We start from the raw sequence: 19,100 nt of genomic DNA on the forward strand, positions 1-19,100 counted from the left end.
TCTGGAACTATCTCTCCTGATGTGTTTTTATATCTATTAAAGCTATTCTCTATTGTGCTGAAATTCCCGTTAAAACCTTCAGCATGACTTAAAAAATTAAAATTGAAATTAGGAATTAGGAAAAAATGTATAGATACCCAGTAGTCATCCATTTTCACCGAAAAAATGGGGATTATGATGCTTGTTCATTCAGTAGAAAACAGGAAGATATTAAAGAAAATTTGTATTATGAAAATGACTATTTTGGAGCAAAATTCTCCTTTACAGTCACAAGTGCAGAAAGGCTCGATACTTTGACCTTTTCTGCTGAAATAGATGGTAAGACAAAAGACTATCTCCTACGGTTTAACTATTACCCACTGTTGACTGAGGTTTGGATCTTAGATGGTGATGAGACGGTTTATTATTCTGAAAATCCAGCCATTGCAAGTCCTTTCTATAAAGATCGAAACCCGTTTGCTTTTGATAAAGCTTTTCACAGTGAAAGTTTTGATCATCATTGGGGATACCAAGGAGAGTTGGGTTATAGTATCTCAGACTACCAGACAAGCTTTAAACTCTGGGCTCCAACAGCTACAGCAGTCCAAGTGGTCGTTTATGAAAATACAAGTAACGACGCGCCGATTTGGAAAACCTTTAATCTCGAGCGTGGGAATAGCTATTCATACAGCCATAAGTACAATACCATTGGTGTTTGGAGTGTAGACCTGGATGAAAATCTTGCAGGTAAAGCTTATCAGTATCAGATTGAGTTTCCGCACCACCAGACCTTGACACGAGACCCATACACTATCGCTACAAGTCCTGACGGGAAACGTTCTGTCATCCTATCTCAGCAAGATAGACAGGTAGAAGGATTTAAAGTCAAACATGGGACAGATGCTCCTTGGCGTTTGGAAAACCCATGTAAAGCCGTTATCTGCGAGATGCACATTCGTGATTTTACAAAATCACCGACATCTGGAGTTCCAGAAAACCTTCGAGGGACCTTCCTTGGGGCTGCCCAGACTGGAACGGTTAACCAGTATGGGCAAGCAACAGCCTTTGACTATATCAAAGAACTCGGCTGTAATTATGTTCAGCTTCAACCAATCTTTGATCGTCATAAGGAATACGACGAGGACGGAAATGTAACCTATAACTGGGGTTATGACCCTCAAAACTACAATGCACCAGAACCAAGTTTCTCTAGCAATCCAGATGATCCTGGACAGGTTATTCGAGACCTTAAGACCATGATTCAGGCTTATCATGATGCAGGAATCGGTGTCATTATGGATGTCGTTTACAACCATACCTTCTCAACAGTTGATGCACCTTTCCAAACAACTGTTCCTGATTATTACTATCGTATGAATCCAGATGGAACCTTCCAAAACGGCACAGGTGTAGGAAATGAAACCGCAAGCGAACACGAAATGTACCGCAAGTACATGGTTGACTCACTCCTTTATTGGGTGAAAGAATACAATATTGACGGTTTCCGTTTCGACTTGATGGGAATTCACGATGTTAAAACCATGCAGGCAATTCGCTGGGCGTTAGATGAAGTCGATCCGCGTATTCTCACTTATGGAGAAGGTTGGGATATGGGGACAGGTCTTGCACCTTATGACAAGGCCAAGAAGGATAATGCCTACCAGATGCCAAATATTGGATTTTTCAACGATGATCAGCGAGATGCCATCAAAGGAGGAGAAGTTTATGGCTCAATCAAGGCAGGATTTGTTAGTGGTGCTGCTACAGAACCGATTGTAGCCAAAGCTATTCTTGGTAGTCGAGAGTTGGGCTCATATCTTAGCCCAAACCAAGTCCTTAACTATGTGGAAGCCCATGATAATTACAACTTGCATGATTTGTTAGTAACCCTTCATCCAAATCACAGTTCAGATAAGATTATGCGTCAGGTTGAGACGGCAACAGCGATGAGCATTCTCATGCAAGGAATGTCCTTTATAGAGTTGGGGCAAGAATTTGGCCGCACTAAACTCCTTGCTACTGGTGAAAACGGGGAGCTGACTGCGGCAGATAGAGAACGTGCCATGAATAGTTACAATGCTCCAGATAGTGTCAACCAGGTCAACTGGGATTTAATCAATGAGAGACAAGAGAGCATTAACTTTATCCGTCAGATTATTCGCCTAAAAACACAGACCAGCGCCTTCTCTTATCCTACATACGAAGAAGTTTATCGCCATGTCTTCGTCCATACAGCTGCTGAAAATAGTGGGTGGATTGTTTACGAAATTCACGGTGGACCAGAGCACTTATTGGTAGTCTTTAATGCGAAGGGGACTTCCTTCTACTTTGAAAATGCAGGAAATCTTGAAATGCTGGTGTCTAATAGTCGTTCTAAAGAATCAAATGTGATTGATGATACCAGTGTCGTGGTTCTAAAAGTACTCTCGTAAATTAATGTTCTGAAAAGGTTTAGATTAACTAGACCTTTTTTGATTTTTATTGAAAAACCAATATCTAATAGGAATAAAATTCAAATAATTTGAAGAATCAAGTTTGTGAAAAAAATATCAATATTTTCACAAAAAGGGTTGTAATTTTCTGAAAATTTGATAAAATAAATTTTAATCATTTTCAGGAGGAAGAGAATTTGACAAATTATCAGAATTTAGTGAATGGAAAATGGAAATCATCAGAGAACGTGATTGCGATCTATTCTCCTATCAATCAAGAAAAACTAGGTACAGTACCCGCTATGAGCCAAGCTGAAGTAGATGAGGCTATGAAAGCTGCACGTGCAGCTCTCCCAGCATGGCGTGATTTAGCACCAGTTGAGCGTGCAGCCTATTTACATAAGACAGCAGATATTTTGGAACGTGATAAAGAAAAAATTGGTACAATTCTTGCCAAAGAGGTTGCAAAAGGGATTAAAGCAGCCATTGGAGAAGTAGTACGTACAGCAGATTTGATCCGTTTTGCTGCTGAGGAAGGTCTCCGTATTACTGGACAAGCAATGGAAGGTGGCGGTTTTGAAGCTGCAAGTAAAAACAAACTAGCCGTTGTCCGTCGTGAGCCAGTTGGAGTTGTCTTAGCTATCGCGCCATTTAACTACCCAGTCAACCTTTCTGGATCCAAGATTGCTCCGGCTTTGATTGCAGGGAATGTTGTTATGTTTAAGCCACCAACGCAAGGATCTATTTCTGGTCTCTTACTAGCTAAAGCTTTTGACGAAGCCGGAATTCCAGCAGGTGTCTTTAACACCATCACTGGACGTGGTTCTGAGATCGGAGACTACATCATCGAACACAAGGAAGTGAACTTCATTAACTTTACAGGTTCAACACCGATTGGGGAGCGTATCGGTCGTTTAGCTGGTATGCGCCCAGTTATGCTGGAGCTTGGCGGGAAAGATGCAGCAATCGTTTTAGAAGATGCAGATTTGGAAAATGCAGCCAATCAAATCGTAGGTGGTGCATTTAGCTACTCTGGTCAGCGCTGTACCGCTATCAAACGTGTCTTAGTTGTAGAAAGCATAGCAGACAAGTTAGCCGAATTGCTTCAGGCTAAAGTCGCTAAGCTAACAGTCGGTGATCCATTTGACAATGCTGATATCACACCTGTTATTGATAACGCTTCAGCTGATTTCATCTGGGACTTGATTGAAGATGCACAAGAAAAAGGTGCTCAGGCTCTTACACCAATCAAGCGTGAAGACAATCTTCTCTGGCCAGTGCTTTTTGACCAAGTTACAAAAGATATGAAAGTAGCATGGGAAGAGCCGTTTGGCCCTGTTCTACCAATTATCCGTGTCGCAGATGCGAATGAAGCAGTAGCAATTGCCAATGAATCTGAGTTTGGTCTTCAATCCTCTGTCTTTACAAATGACTTTAAGAAGGCATTTGAAATCGCTGAGAAACTTGAAGTGGGAACCGTTCATATTAATAATAAAACACAACGCGGACCAGATAATTTCCCATTCCTTGGTGTAAAGGGTTCTGGAGCAGGAGTGCAAGGAATTAAATATAGTATCGAAGCGATGACAAATGTTAAATCCATTGTATTTGATGTAAAATAATATATAAAATCAGGAAATCGATTTCCTGATTTTATTTTTTTTAAAAAAATACAGTTTAAAATTGTTAAAAAACGAATATTCTGGTATTATAATAAAAAAATATATGGAAATTGTTTCGTATTCTATTTTCGGGATATATTTTTTAAAATGCTCGGTAATTTTTTGAAGACTTTCATAAAAAAATATGATTTTCTTCGTAAATTACTTGAAAGTTATCTTAAAAGAGTGTATAATAGAATTATAGAAAACGCTTACAAAAGAGAGGGGATCGAATGAATAATCAAGAAGCATTAAGAACCTTTACTACAGGTGAAAACTTTCACCTCCAGCATTATTTAGGAGCACATAGAGAGGAGAAAAACGGAGAAATTGGCTATACTTTTAGGGTTTGGGCACCAAATGCACAAGCAGTTCATCTAGTTGGGGATTTTACTAATTGGATTGAGAATCAAATTCCCATGGTTCGTAATGAAGCAGGTGTTTGGGAAGTCTTTACGACTCAAGCTCAGGAAGGTCAGATTTATAAATATCATATTACGCGTGCAAATGGTCACCAGATTATGAAAATTGATCCGTTGGCAGTTCGTTTTGAAGCCCGGCCAGGTACAGGAGCTGTTCTGACCACTATTCGAGAAAAGAAGTGGAAAGATGGCCTTTGGCTAGCGCGTCGCAAACGTTTGGGATTTTTCGAGAGACCAGTTAATATATATGAGGCCCATGCAGGATCTTGGAAGAGAAATCCAGATGGTAGTCCCTATAGTTTTTCACAGCTGAAGGAAGAGTTGATTCCTTATTTGGTTGAAATGAACTATACACATATTGAGTTTATGCCCTTAATGGCTCACCCACTTGGATTGAGTTGGGGCTATCAGCTTATGGGTTACTTTGCATTTGAACATTCCTATGGTACACCTGAGGAATTCCAAGATTTCGTTGAAGAGTGTCATATAAATAACATTGGTGTTATCGTAGACTGGGTTCCAGGTCATTTCACCATTAATGATGATGCCTTGGCATATTATGACGGTACACCAACTTTTGAATACCAAGATCACAACAAGGCTCATAACTATGGTTGGGGTGCTCTGAATTTTGACCTCGGAAAAAATGAGGTCCAGTCTTTCTTGATTTCAAGTATTAAATTCTGGATTGATTTTTACCACTTAGATGGTATTCGGGTCGATGCAGTGAGCAATATGCTGTATCTAGATTATGATAATGCTCCTTGGACTCCAAACAAAGATGGTGGAAACCTTAACTACGAGGGTTATTATTTCCTTCAACGGTTGAACACAGTGATTAAGTTAGCTCATCCAGATATCATGATGATTGCAGAAGAAAGTTCATCAGCGACAAAGATTACTGGTATGAAAGAAATGGGCGGCCTTGGCTTTGACTATAAATGGAATATGGGCTGGATGAACGACATTCTCCGTTTCTACGAGGAGGATCCGATTTATCGCAAGTATGACTTTAATCTTGTGACTTTCAGCTTTATGTATGTTTTCAATGAAAACTATCTCCTACCTTTCTCACACGATGAAGTGGTTCATGGCAAGAAGAGTATGATGCATAAGATGTGGGGAGATCGCTACAATCAGTTTGCAGGTCTACGTAATCTCTACACCTATCAAATTTGTCATCCAGGTAAGAAACTCTTGTTCATGGGTAGTGAGTACGGGCAATTCCTCGAGTGGAAGTCTGAGGAGCAGTTGGAATGGGCTAATCTAGAAGATTCAATGAATGCCAAGATGAAGCATTTCACTTCACAACTAAATCAATTCTATAAAGACCATCGCTGTCTGTGGGAAATTGATACTAGTTATGACGGTATAGAGATTATCGATGCTGATAATAGAGATCAGAGTGTCCTCTCCTTTATTCGTAAGGGTAAGAAGGACGAAATGTTAGTCTGTGTCTTTAATATGGCACCAGTTGAACGTAAGGATTTTACGATTGGTTTACCTGTTGCAGGTATTTACGAAGAAGTTTGGAATACAGAATTAGAAGAATGGGGAGGTGTGTGGAAAGAACACAATCAAACAGTTCAGACTCAAGAAGGCTTATGGAAAGATTACGAGCAGACTTTGACCTTCACCTTGCCTGCTATGGGAGCAAGCATTTGGAAGATCAAGCGTCGTTTGAAACCAGCTAAGAAAAAAGAATAGCAGGCTGTTGATTACAATTTTTAATATTTTAAAAACGGATGTACTTGTATTGGACTTGAAACACAAGAGAAATGGATTTCCTATTATTTTTATAAAAAGTTTGACTTCCGACCTTCTTTCGATTTTAACGTTCACATGTCTTTATAAAGGAGTAGAAAATGAAGAATGAAATGCTAGCTTTGATCCTTGCGGGTGGGCAAGGAACACGTCTCGGAAAACTCACTCAAAGCATTGCCAAACCGGCGGTGCAATTCGGTGGGCGCTACCGTATCATTGACTTTGCTCTTTCCAACTGTGCAAACTCTGGGATTCATAATGTTGGTGTTATTACGCAGTACCAACCTCTTGCTTTGAACAACCATATTGGGAATGGTTCTAGCTGGGGACTAGATGGTATTAACACAGGTGTTTCTATCCTTCAACCCTACTCTGCGAGTGAGGGAAACCGTTGGTTTGAAGGGACCAGTCACGCTATCTACCAAAATATCGACTACATTGATAGTATTAATCCTGAGTATGTTTTGATCCTTTCTGGTGACCATATCTACAAGATGGACTACGATGATATGCTCCAATCACATAAGGATAACAATGCCAGTCTGACTGTAGCTGTTCTAGACGTACCTCTAAAGGAAGCTAGCCGTTTTGGTATCATGAATACAGATGCCAATAACCGTATCGTTGAATTTGAAGAAAAACCTGCTCAACCTAAGTCTACAAAGGCTTCAATGGGGATTTATATTTTTGATTGGAAACGTCTCCGCAATATGCTTGTTGCTGCTGAAAAGAACAAGGTAGATATGTCAGACTTTGGTAAAAACGTTATTCCAAATTACCTTGAGTCTGGAGAAAGCGTCTATGCTTATGAATTCAAAGGCTACTGGAAAGACGTTGGTACTATCGAGTCTCTATGGGAAGCAAATATGGAATACATTGATCCAAACAACGCTTTGGATAGTCGTGATCGTCAGTGGAAAATCTACTCACGGAACTTGATTTCACCACCAAACTTTATTGGAAAACACGCTCATGTAGAAGATTCTTTAGTTGTGGATGGCTGTCTCGTGGATGGAACTGTTAAGCATTCTATTCTCTCAACAGAAGCGCAAGTACGTGAGGGTGCTGAAGTAGTAGACTCTGTAATCATGAGTGGTGCCATTATCGGAAAAGGTGCAAAAATTAAACGTGCCATTATTGGTGAGGGTGCTGTTATTTCTGAAGGTGTCGAAATTGATGGAACAGACGAAGTACAAGTAGTAGGATACAATGAAGTAGTGGGGGTAGCATCAGATGAAGATTGATAAATATTCAGCCATTTTAGGAAACACAGTTGGTTTTCATGATATGTCAACGTTAACAGAACACCGTCCGGTGGCTAGCTTGCCATTTGGAGCAAAATATCGTTTAATTGATTTCCCTCTTTCTAGCCTTGCAAATGCTGGTGTTCGTAGTGTCTTTGGAATTTTCCAACAAGACAATATCAGTTCAGTCTTTGACCACATTCGTTCAGGACGTGAGTGGGGCTTATCTACCCTTCTCAGCCACTACTATCTAGGTATTTATAATACGAGTGTTGAAAGTAGCACAGTTGGGAAAGAATATTACCAACAGCTTCTCACTTATTTGAAACGTTCAGGATCAAATCAGACGGTTGCACTTAACTGTGATATCGTGGTGAATATTGACCTCAATCAAGTATTCCATTTACATACTACTGCCGGTCGTCCGATTACAGTTGTTTATAAGAAATTACCTAAAAAGGATATTTCAGATGTTAATGCCATCTTGGAAGTGGATGAAACAGACCATGTTCTTTCTCATAAACTTTTTGATGCCAAATCAACAGATGAACTTTTCAACATGTCTACAGATATATTCGTCGTTGATACTCCGTGGTTGATTGAACGACTTGAAGAAGAAGTTCAAAAAGAATATCCAGAAAAATTACGCTATGTACTCCGCGATTTAGCTGTAAAAGAAGGTGCTTTTGCTTACGAATACACGGGCTATCTAGCCAATATTCACTCCGTTCAATCCTATTATCAAGCCAATATTGATATGTTGGAGTCTCAAAAATTCTACTCTCTCTTCTCACCTAACCAAAAGATTTATACCAAGGTTAAGAATGAAGAACCAACCTACTATGCGAATACTTCAAAAGTAAGTACTTCTCAGTTTGCTTCAGGTAGTATCATTGAGGGTGAAGTAGTTCAGTCAGTCCTATCTCGTAACATTTATGTTCACAAAGATAGTGTGGTGAAAGACAGCATTTTATTCCCTCGTGTTGTGATTGGTCAGGGTGCCCAAGTTGAATATGCCATCCTAGACAAAGGAGTTGAAGTTGCGGACGGTGTTGTCATTCGAGGAACAGCAGAACATCCAGTTGTAGTTAAGAAGGGTGAAACAGTAACAGAGGACATTTACTCATGAAAATTTTATTTGTAGCGGCAGAAGGAGCACCCTTTTCAAAAACAGGTGGTTTGGGCGATGTCATTGGCGCACTTCCCAAATCACTTGTAAAAGCGGGGCACGAAGTTGCAGTTTTCTTGCCTTATTATGATATGGTAGAAGCTAAGTTTGGCGACCAGATAGAGGATGTTCTCCACTTTGAAGTTAGTGTAGGATGGCGTAGACAGTACTGTGGTGTTAAGAAAACGGTTTTGAATGGGGTTACCTTCTACTTTATTGATAATCAGTATTATTTCTTCCGTGGTCATGTGTACGGTGATTTTGACGACGGTGAACGCTTTGCCTTTTTCCAACTGGCTGCTCTTGAAGCCATGGAGCGCATTGGCTTTATCCCTGACCTTCTTCATGTTCATGATTACCACACAGCCATGATTCCCTTCTTGTTAAAAGAAAAGTACCATTGGATTCAGGCATATCAAGGGATCAGAACAGTTCTAACCATTCATAATTTGGAATTTCAAGGTCAATTTTCTGAAGGGATGTTATGGGATTTGTTCGGTGTGGGATTTGAACGCTATGCTGATGGGACCCTTCGCTGGAATGATTGCCTTAACTGGATGAAAGCAGGTATTCTCTACGCGGATCGTGTCACAACTGTTTCCCCTAGCTATGCGCATGAGATTATGACCAGTCAGTTTGGTTGCGGTTTGGACCAGATTCTTCGCATGGAGTCAGGTAAGGTTTCAGGTATTGTCAATGGTATTGACGCAGATCTTTATAATCCTCAAACAGACCCACTTTTAGACTATCATTTTGATAAGGAAGATTTGTCTGGAAAAGCTCAAAACAAAGCAAAATTACAAGAGAGAGTTGGGTTACCAGTGCGAGCAGATGTTCCTCTAGTTGGGATTGTCTCTCGATTGACACGCCAAAAAGGTTTTGATGTTGTGGTAGAAAGCTTGCATCGTTTCTTACAGGAGGACGTTCAAATAGTCCTTTTAGGAACAGGAGATTCTGCTTTTGAACATTCCTTCTCCTGGTTTGCGCAAGTCTATCCAGACAAACTATCAGCAAATATCACTTTTGATGTCAAACTTGCTCAAGAAATCTACGCAGCTTGTGATCTCTTCCTCATGCCAAGTCGTTTTGAACCATGTGGCTTGTCTCAAATGATGGCGATGCGTTACGGGACACTACCATTGGTTCATGAAGTGGGTGGCTTGCGTGATACGGTTCAATCCTTCAATCCAATCGAAGGAAGTGGAACTGGATTTAGCTTTGACAATTTAACACCATACTGGCTTAACTGGAGTTTCCAAACAGCCTTGGATATCTATAAGAATCAGCCGGACGTTTGGAGAAATCTACAAAAACAAGCTATGGAATGCGATTTCTCATGGGATACAGCCTGCAAATCTTACCTGGACTTGTACCATAGTTTAGTCAACTAATAGATAAAATCGTATGATTCTTTCATACGATTTTTGGGCTGTTTAGAAAAGAGGAGAAGTGATGACTCAAGCAAAGGGACTTTGTGTTATGGATGTTGATGGCACCTTGATAGCAGAGGAAGTGATTGATCTTTTAGGAAGAGAAGCAGGTTGCGAAGAAGAAATTTCACAGATTACAAGACAGGCAATGCGAGGTGAACTGGACTTTGAAACAAGTTTACGAGCGAGGGTAGCTTTGTTAAAAGGCCTTCCGGTTTCGGTCTTTGATACTGTTTTCAAATCCATTCATCTGTCCAAGAATGCTCAAGAATTTATCTCCATACTTCAAAAGAATGGCATTCTAGTCGGTCTAGTGTCTGGTGGATTTGCACCAATAGTTGAGAGATTAGCAAAATCCCTTGGTATCTCCTATTTCTCTGCTAACCAGTTGGAAGTCAAAGACGGTTTTTTAACAGGTCGACTAGTTGGTGAAATTGTGACAGGTCAAGTAAAACAAGCTACGCTTGAGATTTGGAGAAAGGAATTCAAACTTCTTAGAGAAAGAACAGTTGCCATCGGTGATGGGGCAAATGACCTCTTGATGTTAAAGTCAGCAGGACGTGGTATTGCATTTTGTGCCAAGGAGGTCGTAAAAGCTGAGATAGCTTGTCATGTAGATACAAGGGATCTTTTAGAAGTTCTACCTTTGATTGATTTCTTAGAATGAGAGGGAACTATGAAAATTGTAATTGCACCCGATTCTTTTAAAGAAAGTTTGACGGCAGAAGAGGTCGCTCAAGCTATAAAAAGAGGCTTCGAACAGTCAATAGCGGATGTAGAATGTCTGCTCTGCCCTGTTGGTGATGGTGGGGAAGGAACTGTAGATACTATTCAACATTCTCTTAAACTCAAAGAAAAATGGCAAGAGGTGACTGGACCTTTTGGCCTAAATGAAGCAATGCGCTACTTTCAAAAAGGTCAAATAGCGCTCTTTGAAGTTGCTGACTTGGTTGGTCTTGGGAAGATTCCGCGGGAGAAACGAAATCCTCTTCACATCCAAACCAGAGGTATCGGAGAGTTGATTCGCCATCTCATTGATCAAGGGATGAAAGAAATCTATATCGGAGTTGGCGGTACGGCTAGTAATGACGGTGGGATAGGCATTGCTGCTGGTTTAGGCTATCGTTTTTATGATAAGAATGGAAAAGAATTGCCAGCTTGCGGTCAGACTTTGCTTGAGTTTGAATCAGTTTCCAAAGATGACCTATATAGGATTCCCGAAGATGTTCAAATTCGCATTTTAGCAGATGTTGAGAGCCCCCTATGTGGTCATCGAGGGGCAACCTATACATTTGGAAAACAAAAGGGCTTGGATCCTGCTTTATTTGAGATGGTAGATCTGGCTATACAGGAGTTCTATGAAAAATTCTCACCATCAACCATATCTCTCAATGGATCAGGAGCTGGTGGTGGCATTGCTGCTGGGCTCTGCGCCTTTGCTGAGGCCTGTATCGTATCTGGGATTGATACTTGCTTGGATTTGATTTACTTTGACAAGAAAGTTGCAGGTGTCGACCTGGTTATCGTTGGAGAAGGTAGACTGGACAGTCAAAGCCTTGCCGGAAAAGCTCCTATCGGTGTAGCAAAAAGAACTCCTGAAGGAGTTCCAGTTATCGCTATTTGTGGTAGTCTTTCCGAGGATTTACCTCCCCTGCCATTCGAAAATATACAAGCAGCCTTTTCAATTTTAGAGAAAAGTGAACCTTTAGAGAATAGTCTGAAAAATGCAAGTCTCTATTTGGAGCACACAGCTACTAATATCGGTCATTTATTAAATATGAGGAAGGATTAACCTAACCATTTTTTCCAGATTGATTTTTTAGGAGTTTCTGTCTTTTTCTTCTCCCAGAGATTCGAGAATGCAAGTCTAAGGTCTTTTTCATCTACTTGAACAGGTTCGTTCGTGTGAATGACAAGGCCGAAAGGAGAGGTGATATGATCATCTGAAACAATAGTCGCCTGGCAGTTGCTTTCCTTTGCTTGTTTTAAGTAAAAGACCTGTTTGTCAAACTCGATATTTGGTGAGATTTTCACAAAAAGTTCCTCTACATTTTCCTGAAAACTTTCTAAAATAGAGAAAAATCCATGTTCTAATTCAGGACTATTGGCAGTACTGATATCCGCGTAGCCAAGAACTCTTTCCTCGAAAGTCCCGAGGTAGCGGCGTTGTTCGTCAGGGTTTAATTTCGGCCCACCATGAGCTTTTTCAAGTAGTTGTTTTGATAAATCTGTCATAAAAATAGTATATCACAAAAATCGCGAGAAAACAGACAAAAAGAAAGCGATTACTTTATAAAGTTAAGGAAAATTTGCACAAAGATAACGTTTTTTCTTGAAAAACGCTTATTTTTAAGGTATCATAGAGGTGTAAAAAATTTAACTCAAAGGAGAGTAAAAAATGTCAATTATTACTGATGTTTACGCTCGCGAAGTCCTAGACTCACGCGGTAACCCAACACTTGAAGTAGAAGTTTATACTGAATCAGGTGCTTTCGGACGTGGTATGGTTCCATCAGGAGCTTCTACTGGTGAACACGAAGCAGTTGAACTTCGCGACGGTGACAAATCTCGTTACGGTGGTCTTGGTACACAAAAAGCTGTTGACAACGTAAACAACATCATCGCTGAAGCTATCATCGGCTACGATGTACGTGACCAACAAGCTATCGACCGTGCTATGATCGCACTTGACGGTACTCCTAACAAAGGTAAATTGGGTGCAAACGCAATTCTTGGTGTGTCTATCGCTGTAGCTCGTGCTGCTGCTGACTACCTTGAAATCCCACTTTACAGCTACCTTGGTGGATTCAACACTAAAGTTCTTCCAACTCCAATGATGAACATCATCAACGGTGGTTCTCACTCTGACGCTCCAATCGCTTTCCAAGAATTCATGATTGTACCTGCTGGTGCACCTACATTCAAAGAAGCTCTTCGTTGGGGTGCTGAAATCTTCCACGCTCTTAAGAAAATCCTTAAATCTCGTGGTCTTGAAACAGCCGTAGGTGACGAAGGTGGATTCGCTCCTCGTTTCGAAGGAACTGAAGACGGTGTTGAAACTATCCTTGCTGCTATCGAAGCTGCTGGTTATGTTCCAGGTAAAGATGTCTTTATCGGATTTGACTGTGCATCATCAGAATTCTATGATGAAGAACGTAAAGTTTACGACTACACTAAATTTGAAGGTGAAGGCGCTGCTGTACGTACTGCTGCAGAACAAATCGACTACCTTGAAGAATTGGTAAACAAATACCCAATCATCACTATCGAAGATGGTATGGACGAAAACGACTGGGACGGTTGGAAAGCTCTTACTGAACGTCTTGGTGGTAAAGTTCAATTGGTTGGTGACGACTTCTTCGTAACAAACACTTCTTACCTTGAAAAAGGTATTGCAGAAGGTGCTGCTAACTCAATCCTTATCAAAGTTAACCAAATCGGTACTCTTACAGAAACATTCGACGCTATCGAAATGGCGAAAGAAGCTGGTTACACTGCTGTTGTATCACACCGTTCAGGTGAAACTGAAGATTCAACAATTGCTGACATCGCAGTTGCAACAAACGCAGGACAAATCAAGACTGGTTCACTTTCACGTACAGACCGTATCGCTAAATACAACCAATTGCTTCGTATCGAAGACCAACTTGGTGAAGTAGCTGAATACCGTGGATTGAAATCATTCTACAACCTTAAAAAATAATCGTTGATTTAACAACGTTTTAATCCCCTCGGATTTTATCCGAAGGGATTTTTTCTGTTCAGGGGGCAAAAAGGGGGCTGAGATTATGGTATAATAGACAAAAACACTTGTATTAGAAAGAAATTATGTCTAAAGAGATTGATATTGAGTATTACCATCAACTAGCACTGCAAAAGCAGAAAGAGCATCGCAAAGTGTTAGCTAATCTAAAGAAAAAACCTCCTAAAAACTTAGATAAGATTGCGCAGCAGATTCACCAAGAAGTCTTTGCTGAGATTGATTGCACCGCCTGCGCTAACTGTTGTAAGACTTTGGGACCCGACTTCAAAGAAGCTGATATTACCCGTATCGCCAAATACTTTAAGATGAAATTACCAGCTTTTGAAGCGGAATTTCTGCAGGTGGATGAAGATGGGGATAAGGTTTTCAAATCCATGCCTTGCCCATTTTTAGGGGGAGATAATCTCTGTTCCATCTATGATGTTCGTCCAAAGGCCTGCCGAGAATTTCCCCATACAGATCGTAAAAAGATCCATCAAATTAATCATTTGACGATTAAGAATACCTTGACCTGCCCAGCAGCTTATCTCTTTGTTGAGAAATTAAAGGATAAGTTATAAGGAGTTGAACCTTTAAATCTTGTACAAAAATTCTGGGGCGGAAGTATCTTATATCTGTTAGACTATAGTTAGAATTGAACACGGCCTAAAAGCTGTGTGAAAAAGATGAAATTTTCTCGGAGCAGGAGCCCCTCCGTCAATTTTCCAATTTTCACTTTTCTTTTAACGGTCTTAGTATCTTTTGTGAGGTGAAAAAGAATATGATGCATCAATTCAATCGAACCATGGAATATCTGGAAAGTAAGTTGGACGCAGAAGTGGATTTGCAGAAATTCCAGCAGCTATCAGGCTATTCTTATGCTCTCTTTAGCAGGCTCTTTTCCATCCTAGCAGATATGACTTTAGCAGAATACTTGCGCAATCGCAGGCTGTCAGAAGCTGTGACAGACTTGCGGGAAGGCTCTGAGAAGGTCATTGACATAGCGATGAAATACGGCTATGAGTCTGCGGATGCCTTCAGCGCAGCCTTTAAGAAATTCCATGGTGCAACCCCCTCAGAAGTTCGAAATGGAAAACCTTATCGGGTCTTTCCTAGACTTCAATTATCCTTAAAGATTACAGGAGGAAAGAATATGGATATCAAGATTCAAAAGAAACCTGCTTTTACTGTAGCAGGCGTCCTATTGGAAGCTATCGACAATAGCCAGTGCCCATCTGCTTGGGAGCAGCTCTATGCAAATCACAGCTTTGAAAGCCTAGAAAGTTTGGGCAGTGGCCAATCCTTTGGCCTCTGCTCTGATGTCAAAGAGGGTGAAATCATTAACTACATGGCGGCTTATGATGTGACGGATAAAGCGAAAGCAGAAGCCCTAGGCCTTTCTATCAAGGAAATCCCAGCCGCTGAATATGCTATCGTACCAGTCAAAGGCCCTATACCAGCTAGCATTCACAATGCTTGGAAATATGTCTTGGAGGTCTTTTTCCCTGAAACAGGCTATCGTCACTCAGGAGCGCCAGACTTTGAAGTCTATACTGAAGGAGACATGTCGTCACCAGACTATCAAATGGAACTATGGATACCAGTGATTAAGAACTAGAACATTTTCTGACTTTTTATAAAGATGCAAATCGAACTCTGTAGAAGATAGCTTTTACAGAGCTTTTCTTTATTTGGAATCGGGGATTTCTAAGAAAAACAATAAGTCTTATTTTGCTTAAATTTAAGTATAAGGAATTTTTAAGCATTCACCTGTATACTTTTTCAATCATCAAAGGAAGAGGTGTAAATATGAATTATCTAGTTATCCCAGCTTACGAACCTGACTATAATCTTATTAAATTGATTGAAAAGATTCACCATAGGAGCAATTTTTACATCATTGTCATTGATGATGGAAGTTCGGCAGAATGCCAAGACATTTTTGCTAGAGCGGAGGACTTTGCGACGGTGCTTCACCACCAGGGCAATCAAGGAAAAGGGCAAGCTCTGAAAACAGCTTTTGAGGACATTCAGTCTCTCAATAAACCAGGAACCGTGGTTACAGCAGACGCAGATGGACAGCACAGGATCTGGGACATTTTTCGTAGCTTAACCAAATCAAATGAAAATCCTAATACACTTGTTCTTGGTGTTCGTGCCTTTACTGGTAATGTTCCCTTGCGTAGTCGCTTTGGAAATAGCTTGACTCGTATCTTGTTTAAACTGCAAACGGGTGTCGCTGTATCCGACACACAGACAGGATTACGTGCCTTTTCAACGGATATGATTCCTTTTATGCTCAAGATAGAAGGACAACGGTATGAATACGAGATGAACATGCTCCTCGAAGCAAGTCAAGCCTATCCAATCTTAGAAGTTCCGATTGAAACGGTCTATATCAACGACAATGAGGCTTCTCACTTCCGACCTATTCGGGATGGTTTGATGATTTATAAAAATATTTTAAAGTTTGCACTCTCGTCTTTTAGTAGTTTTATCGTAGATTATGTGGTCTACGCTCTCTCTATTCTATGCTTGAGCTTTATTCCGACAGGTCTGCGTGTTCTTCTCTCAAATGGTTTGGCACGTGTGACTAGCTCCATCCTTAACTTCTCTACCAACAAAAAATTGGTCTTTAAGAACAAGGCGAGCAGTTTTAAAACAGGATCAGGCTATTTCGGACTAGCAGTTGGCCTCTTTATCTTAGACACCATCCTGATTCGACTTTTTAATTCGAGTCTTGGAGTCAATTTGCTGATTGCGAAGATTCTTGTCGGAATCATACTTTTCATCCTCTCTTGGACAGTTCAAACTCGCTTCATTTTCAAAGAAAGGACCTGTAGCCCATTATGAAAGTTTTAAAGAAACCCTATCTATACGCCTCGGTCTTGGGTTTGCTCCTGACAAGTTCCTTTACCTATTCGATGTTGAAGACCTTTGTACTCGCTGAAACGATTTCCACTGTATCTAATACCGGCTCAACCTCTAACACCGCAGCAGCAAGTCAGGCAGCAAAAAATGCCCAAGTGACAGACACCAGCTATTCAGATGGAAATATCAGTGTCAACCTCACTGAAAAGACTATCAATGAAACGCAGGTCTATGTAGCTGATATAACCCTCAGTTCATCTGATTATCTGAAAACAGCTCTAGCTCAAAACTCCTATGGAACCAATGTCACAGCTAAAACCTCTGTAACAGCTGCTGAAAACAATGCTATTCTAGCGGTCAACGGTGACTACTATGGAGCCAATAGCTCTGGTTATGTTATCCGTAATGGTGTTGTCTATCGGGACAGTGTTCGTGAAGACGCTAGTAATGGCGACCTTGCCATTTACAAGGACGGCTCCTTTAAAATCATCTACGAGGACCAAGTTTCAGCCGATCAGTTGGTTCAGGACGGTGTCGTCAATCTACTGGCATTTGGTCCGTCTCTAGTTGAGAATGGAGAAATATCTGTTGATACCAATACAGAAGTCGGTCAGGCCATGTTATCGAATCCTCGTACAGCTATCGGGATTATAGATGAAAATCACTACATCATCATCGTTTCGGATGGTCGTACCTCTGAAAGCAAAGGCTTATCGCTTTACCAGATGGCAGAAGTGATGAAATCTTACGGAGTGAAGACAGCCTACAACCTTGATGGTGGTGGATCCTCAACTCTATACTTTAACGGTCAGATAATCAATAAACCGACTACAGGTGGAAGCAAGATATCAGAAAGGGCGGTGAGTGATATTGTCTACATCGGTTACTAAAAACAAAAACAAACGCCTTAAAAAGACACTCGTCGGCTATAGTCTTCTCACTATTTTCTTCTTTGCATTTAGCCGTATCTACGAGTCCCTTAGTTTTGGGGAGACCTCGCTTCATATGCACTATTTCTTTGCAGTTCCTCTACTAGGAGGCGCCATTCTTTCATTTTTGTTGAAAATCATGCCAAACTTAGGGCGAATCAGCCTAAACTTGTGGAACTCGGCAGTTGCAGTCCTAACAGCTGGAATGCTCTTTCGAGGAATTGTCAATCTATCAGGTCGTTCAACGACCTTAGATCAACCTTACTGGTATGTTGGACTAGCCTTTGCTATTTTGGCTATCGCCTCGCTTTTCTTTCATAAGAAACACAGTAAGGAATTAGCTTAAAAATTGAAAACTGGTTGTTGAGAGAAGCAGCCAGTTTTCTTGTTGAAGTTCATGACTATAGATCACAAATACCCATATTTTTTGTTTGGATCTTATGGGGCATGTAAATAGTTTTCTCGGTATAATAGTCCCATAGAAGATAAGGAGGCATGAATATGCAGATGTATTTTGGAGATGTGTCACTTTGCTATAGTTATTCATTGGCAATGGCACTGGATGCCTATGGTTATGACTTTAAAGCAGAGTTTTTAGAGGCAATCATGGTAATGGGCAATGGCGCTAGTATCGTAAAGGAAGATGAACAACACCCTCTAGTATTTTTTGATAATGGAATGCCAGATCTTTCTATCTCTCATTCCTTAAAAATACTAGGGTTTGACTATGAGGACTTCTATCTAAAGGATGGAGCGGAAGTAGATTTGGAAGAGATTAGAAGAAAGTTAGAAACATTTCTGTCCAATGGACCTGTCGTACTGGGACCTCTTGATATGGGCTATCTGACCTACAATCCCAATCACACAATCCTTTATGGTGTGGATCACTTTGTAACCGTGTATGACATTGATGATCGGTATCTCTATTTGCACGATCCAGCTGGTTTTGCCTGTATGAAGGTTGCTTTTAATGACATACTAGAAGCATGGAAGGCAGAGGGTATTGACTATAAGCGCGGAGCCTACTCCATGTGGGGAAATTTTAAGAAGGTCAAGAGTCCTAGTCAGACTGAAATCTATCAGGAAACAGCAAAGATAATAAAGACCCGATATCTGAATGGTCAAAGCGGTGTTTTGGAATTCTATGCAAAAGCAGTTGCTGAAAACGGCTTAAATACCGAGCAAAAACAATTGCATCAGTATTTCAGCTTTAAACTTGCAGCTGTTCGAAATCTCTATCTCAGTAAATTCTTAAAAGATCATAATTCCAAAGGAGCAAGATTAAAAGAGGAATTAGCTACTTTATTTGGCCAAGCCCATCTTTCATGTTTAAAAGAAGATTATCAAGAACTAGCCCACTTGCTCTATCAGATAGCTGAAGTGGATGGTCGCTTTAGAGATTTATATGTAAACTAGTGACTATAAGCATAAAATAACTAGTCAGAAAAAGCAGTTTTT

At 40.5% G+C, this 19,100-nt stretch carries 16 protein-coding genes; 15 read left to right on the plus strand and 1 reads right to left on the minus strand.

What is annotated here, in order from left to right; genetic code table 11:
- Window positions 1-125: 125 nt before the first annotated feature.
- The 8 genes from pulA (at window position 126) to KZX55_RS01185 (ending at window position 11,892) form a co-directional block, all read left to right on the plus strand.
- Entirely contained in the window at window positions 126-2,411 is a 2,286-nt protein-coding gene (gene pulA / locus KZX55_RS01150; RefSeq protein WP_248022999.1) for a type I pullulanase, read from the plus strand.
- A 197-nt stretch (window positions 2,412-2,608) separates the two neighbouring features.
- Complete coding sequence (locus KZX55_RS01155; protein ID WP_248023003.1) at window positions 2,609-4,033, plus strand: NADP-dependent glyceraldehyde-3-phosphate dehydrogenase; 1,425 nt, start codon at window positions 2,609-2,611, stop codon at window positions 4,031-4,033.
- 272 nt (window positions 4,034-4,305) lie between these two features.
- Window positions 4,306-6,201, plus strand: coding sequence for a 1,4-alpha-glucan branching protein GlgB (gene glgB / locus KZX55_RS01160; RefSeq protein ID WP_248023012.1), 1,896 nt, complete (start codon window positions 4,306-4,308; stop codon window positions 6,199-6,201).
- A gap of 158 nt (window positions 6,202-6,359) precedes the next feature.
- Entirely contained in the window at window positions 6,360-7,502 is a 1,143-nt protein-coding gene (locus KZX55_RS01165; RefSeq protein WP_000787257.1) for a glucose-1-phosphate adenylyltransferase, read from the plus strand.
- Entirely contained in the window at window positions 7,492-8,631 is a 1,140-nt protein-coding gene (glgD, locus tag KZX55_RS01170) for a glucose-1-phosphate adenylyltransferase subunit GlgD (RefSeq protein ID WP_000687044.1), read from the plus strand. The genes KZX55_RS01165 and glgD overlap by 11 nt, the downstream gene beginning before the upstream one ends.
- Window positions 8,628-10,061, plus strand: coding sequence for a glycogen synthase GlgA (gene glgA, locus KZX55_RS01175; protein WP_248023016.1), 1,434 nt, complete (start codon window positions 8,628-8,630; stop codon window positions 10,059-10,061). Before glgD ends, glgA begins: the two co-directional genes overlap by 4 nt.
- Window positions 10,062-10,122: 61 nt before the next feature.
- Window positions 10,123-10,767 carry a phosphoserine phosphatase SerB gene (gene serB, locus KZX55_RS01180; protein WP_248023019.1) on the plus strand — a complete coding sequence of 215 codons (645 nt, stop codon included), beginning with the start codon at window positions 10,123-10,125 and terminating at the stop codon, window positions 10,765-10,767.
- A 9-nt stretch (window positions 10,768-10,776) separates the two neighbouring features.
- Window positions 10,777-11,892: a glycerate kinase gene (locus KZX55_RS01185; RefSeq protein WP_248023029.1), complete on the plus strand. Its 1,116-nt coding sequence runs from the start codon at window positions 10,777-10,779 to the stop codon at window positions 11,890-11,892.
- On the opposite strand, the gene KZX55_RS01190 is transcribed toward KZX55_RS01185, so the two are convergent.
- On the minus strand, window positions 11,889-12,335 hold the full coding sequence (locus tag KZX55_RS01190) for a DUF1694 domain-containing protein (RefSeq protein WP_248023031.1): 447 nt from the start codon (window positions 12,333-12,335) through the stop codon (window positions 11,889-11,891). The genes KZX55_RS01185 and KZX55_RS01190 overlap by 4 nt on opposite strands.
- A gap of 163 nt (window positions 12,336-12,498) precedes the next feature.
- On the opposite strand from KZX55_RS01190, the gene eno reads away from it, so the two are divergent.
- From eno to KZX55_RS01225, 7 genes are all read left to right on the plus strand, one after another.
- Window positions 12,499-13,803 carry a surface-displayed alpha-enolase gene (gene eno / locus KZX55_RS01195; protein ID WP_000022823.1) on the plus strand — a complete coding sequence of 435 codons (1,305 nt, stop codon included), beginning with the start codon at window positions 12,499-12,501 and terminating at the stop codon, window positions 13,801-13,803.
- 125 nt (window positions 13,804-13,928) lie between these two features.
- Entirely contained in the window at window positions 13,929-14,423 is a 495-nt protein-coding gene (locus tag KZX55_RS01200; protein ID WP_000031476.1) for a YkgJ family cysteine cluster protein, read from the plus strand.
- A 200-nt stretch (window positions 14,424-14,623) separates the two neighbouring features.
- Complete coding sequence (locus KZX55_RS01205) at window positions 14,624-15,460, plus strand: AraC family transcriptional regulator (protein WP_248023032.1); 837 nt, start codon at window positions 14,624-14,626, stop codon at window positions 15,458-15,460.
- A 191-nt stretch (window positions 15,461-15,651) separates the two neighbouring features.
- Window positions 15,652-16,695: a bifunctional glycosyltransferase family 2/GtrA family protein gene (locus tag KZX55_RS01210; protein WP_248023033.1), complete on the plus strand. Its 1,044-nt coding sequence runs from the start codon at window positions 15,652-15,654 to the stop codon at window positions 16,693-16,695.
- A complete protein-coding gene (locus KZX55_RS01215; protein ID WP_248023035.1) occupies window positions 16,692-17,603 on the plus strand; it encodes a phosphodiester glycosidase family protein in 912 nt (303 codons plus the stop codon). The genes KZX55_RS01210 and KZX55_RS01215 overlap by 4 nt, the downstream gene beginning before the upstream one ends.
- Window positions 17,578-17,988, plus strand: coding sequence for a hypothetical protein (locus KZX55_RS01220; RefSeq protein ID WP_248023038.1), 411 nt, complete (start codon window positions 17,578-17,580; stop codon window positions 17,986-17,988). Before KZX55_RS01215 ends, KZX55_RS01220 begins: the two co-directional genes overlap by 26 nt.
- A gap of 155 nt (window positions 17,989-18,143) precedes the next feature.
- Complete coding sequence (locus KZX55_RS01225) at window positions 18,144-19,058, plus strand: peptidase (protein WP_248023041.1); 915 nt, start codon at window positions 18,144-18,146, stop codon at window positions 19,056-19,058.
- Window positions 19,059-19,100 lie beyond the last annotated feature (42 nt).

Origin of the sequence: Streptococcus halitosis (genome assembly GCF_023147855.1) — a bacterium.
GTDB lineage: Bacteria > Bacillota > Bacilli > Lactobacillales > Streptococcaceae > Streptococcus > Streptococcus halitosis_B.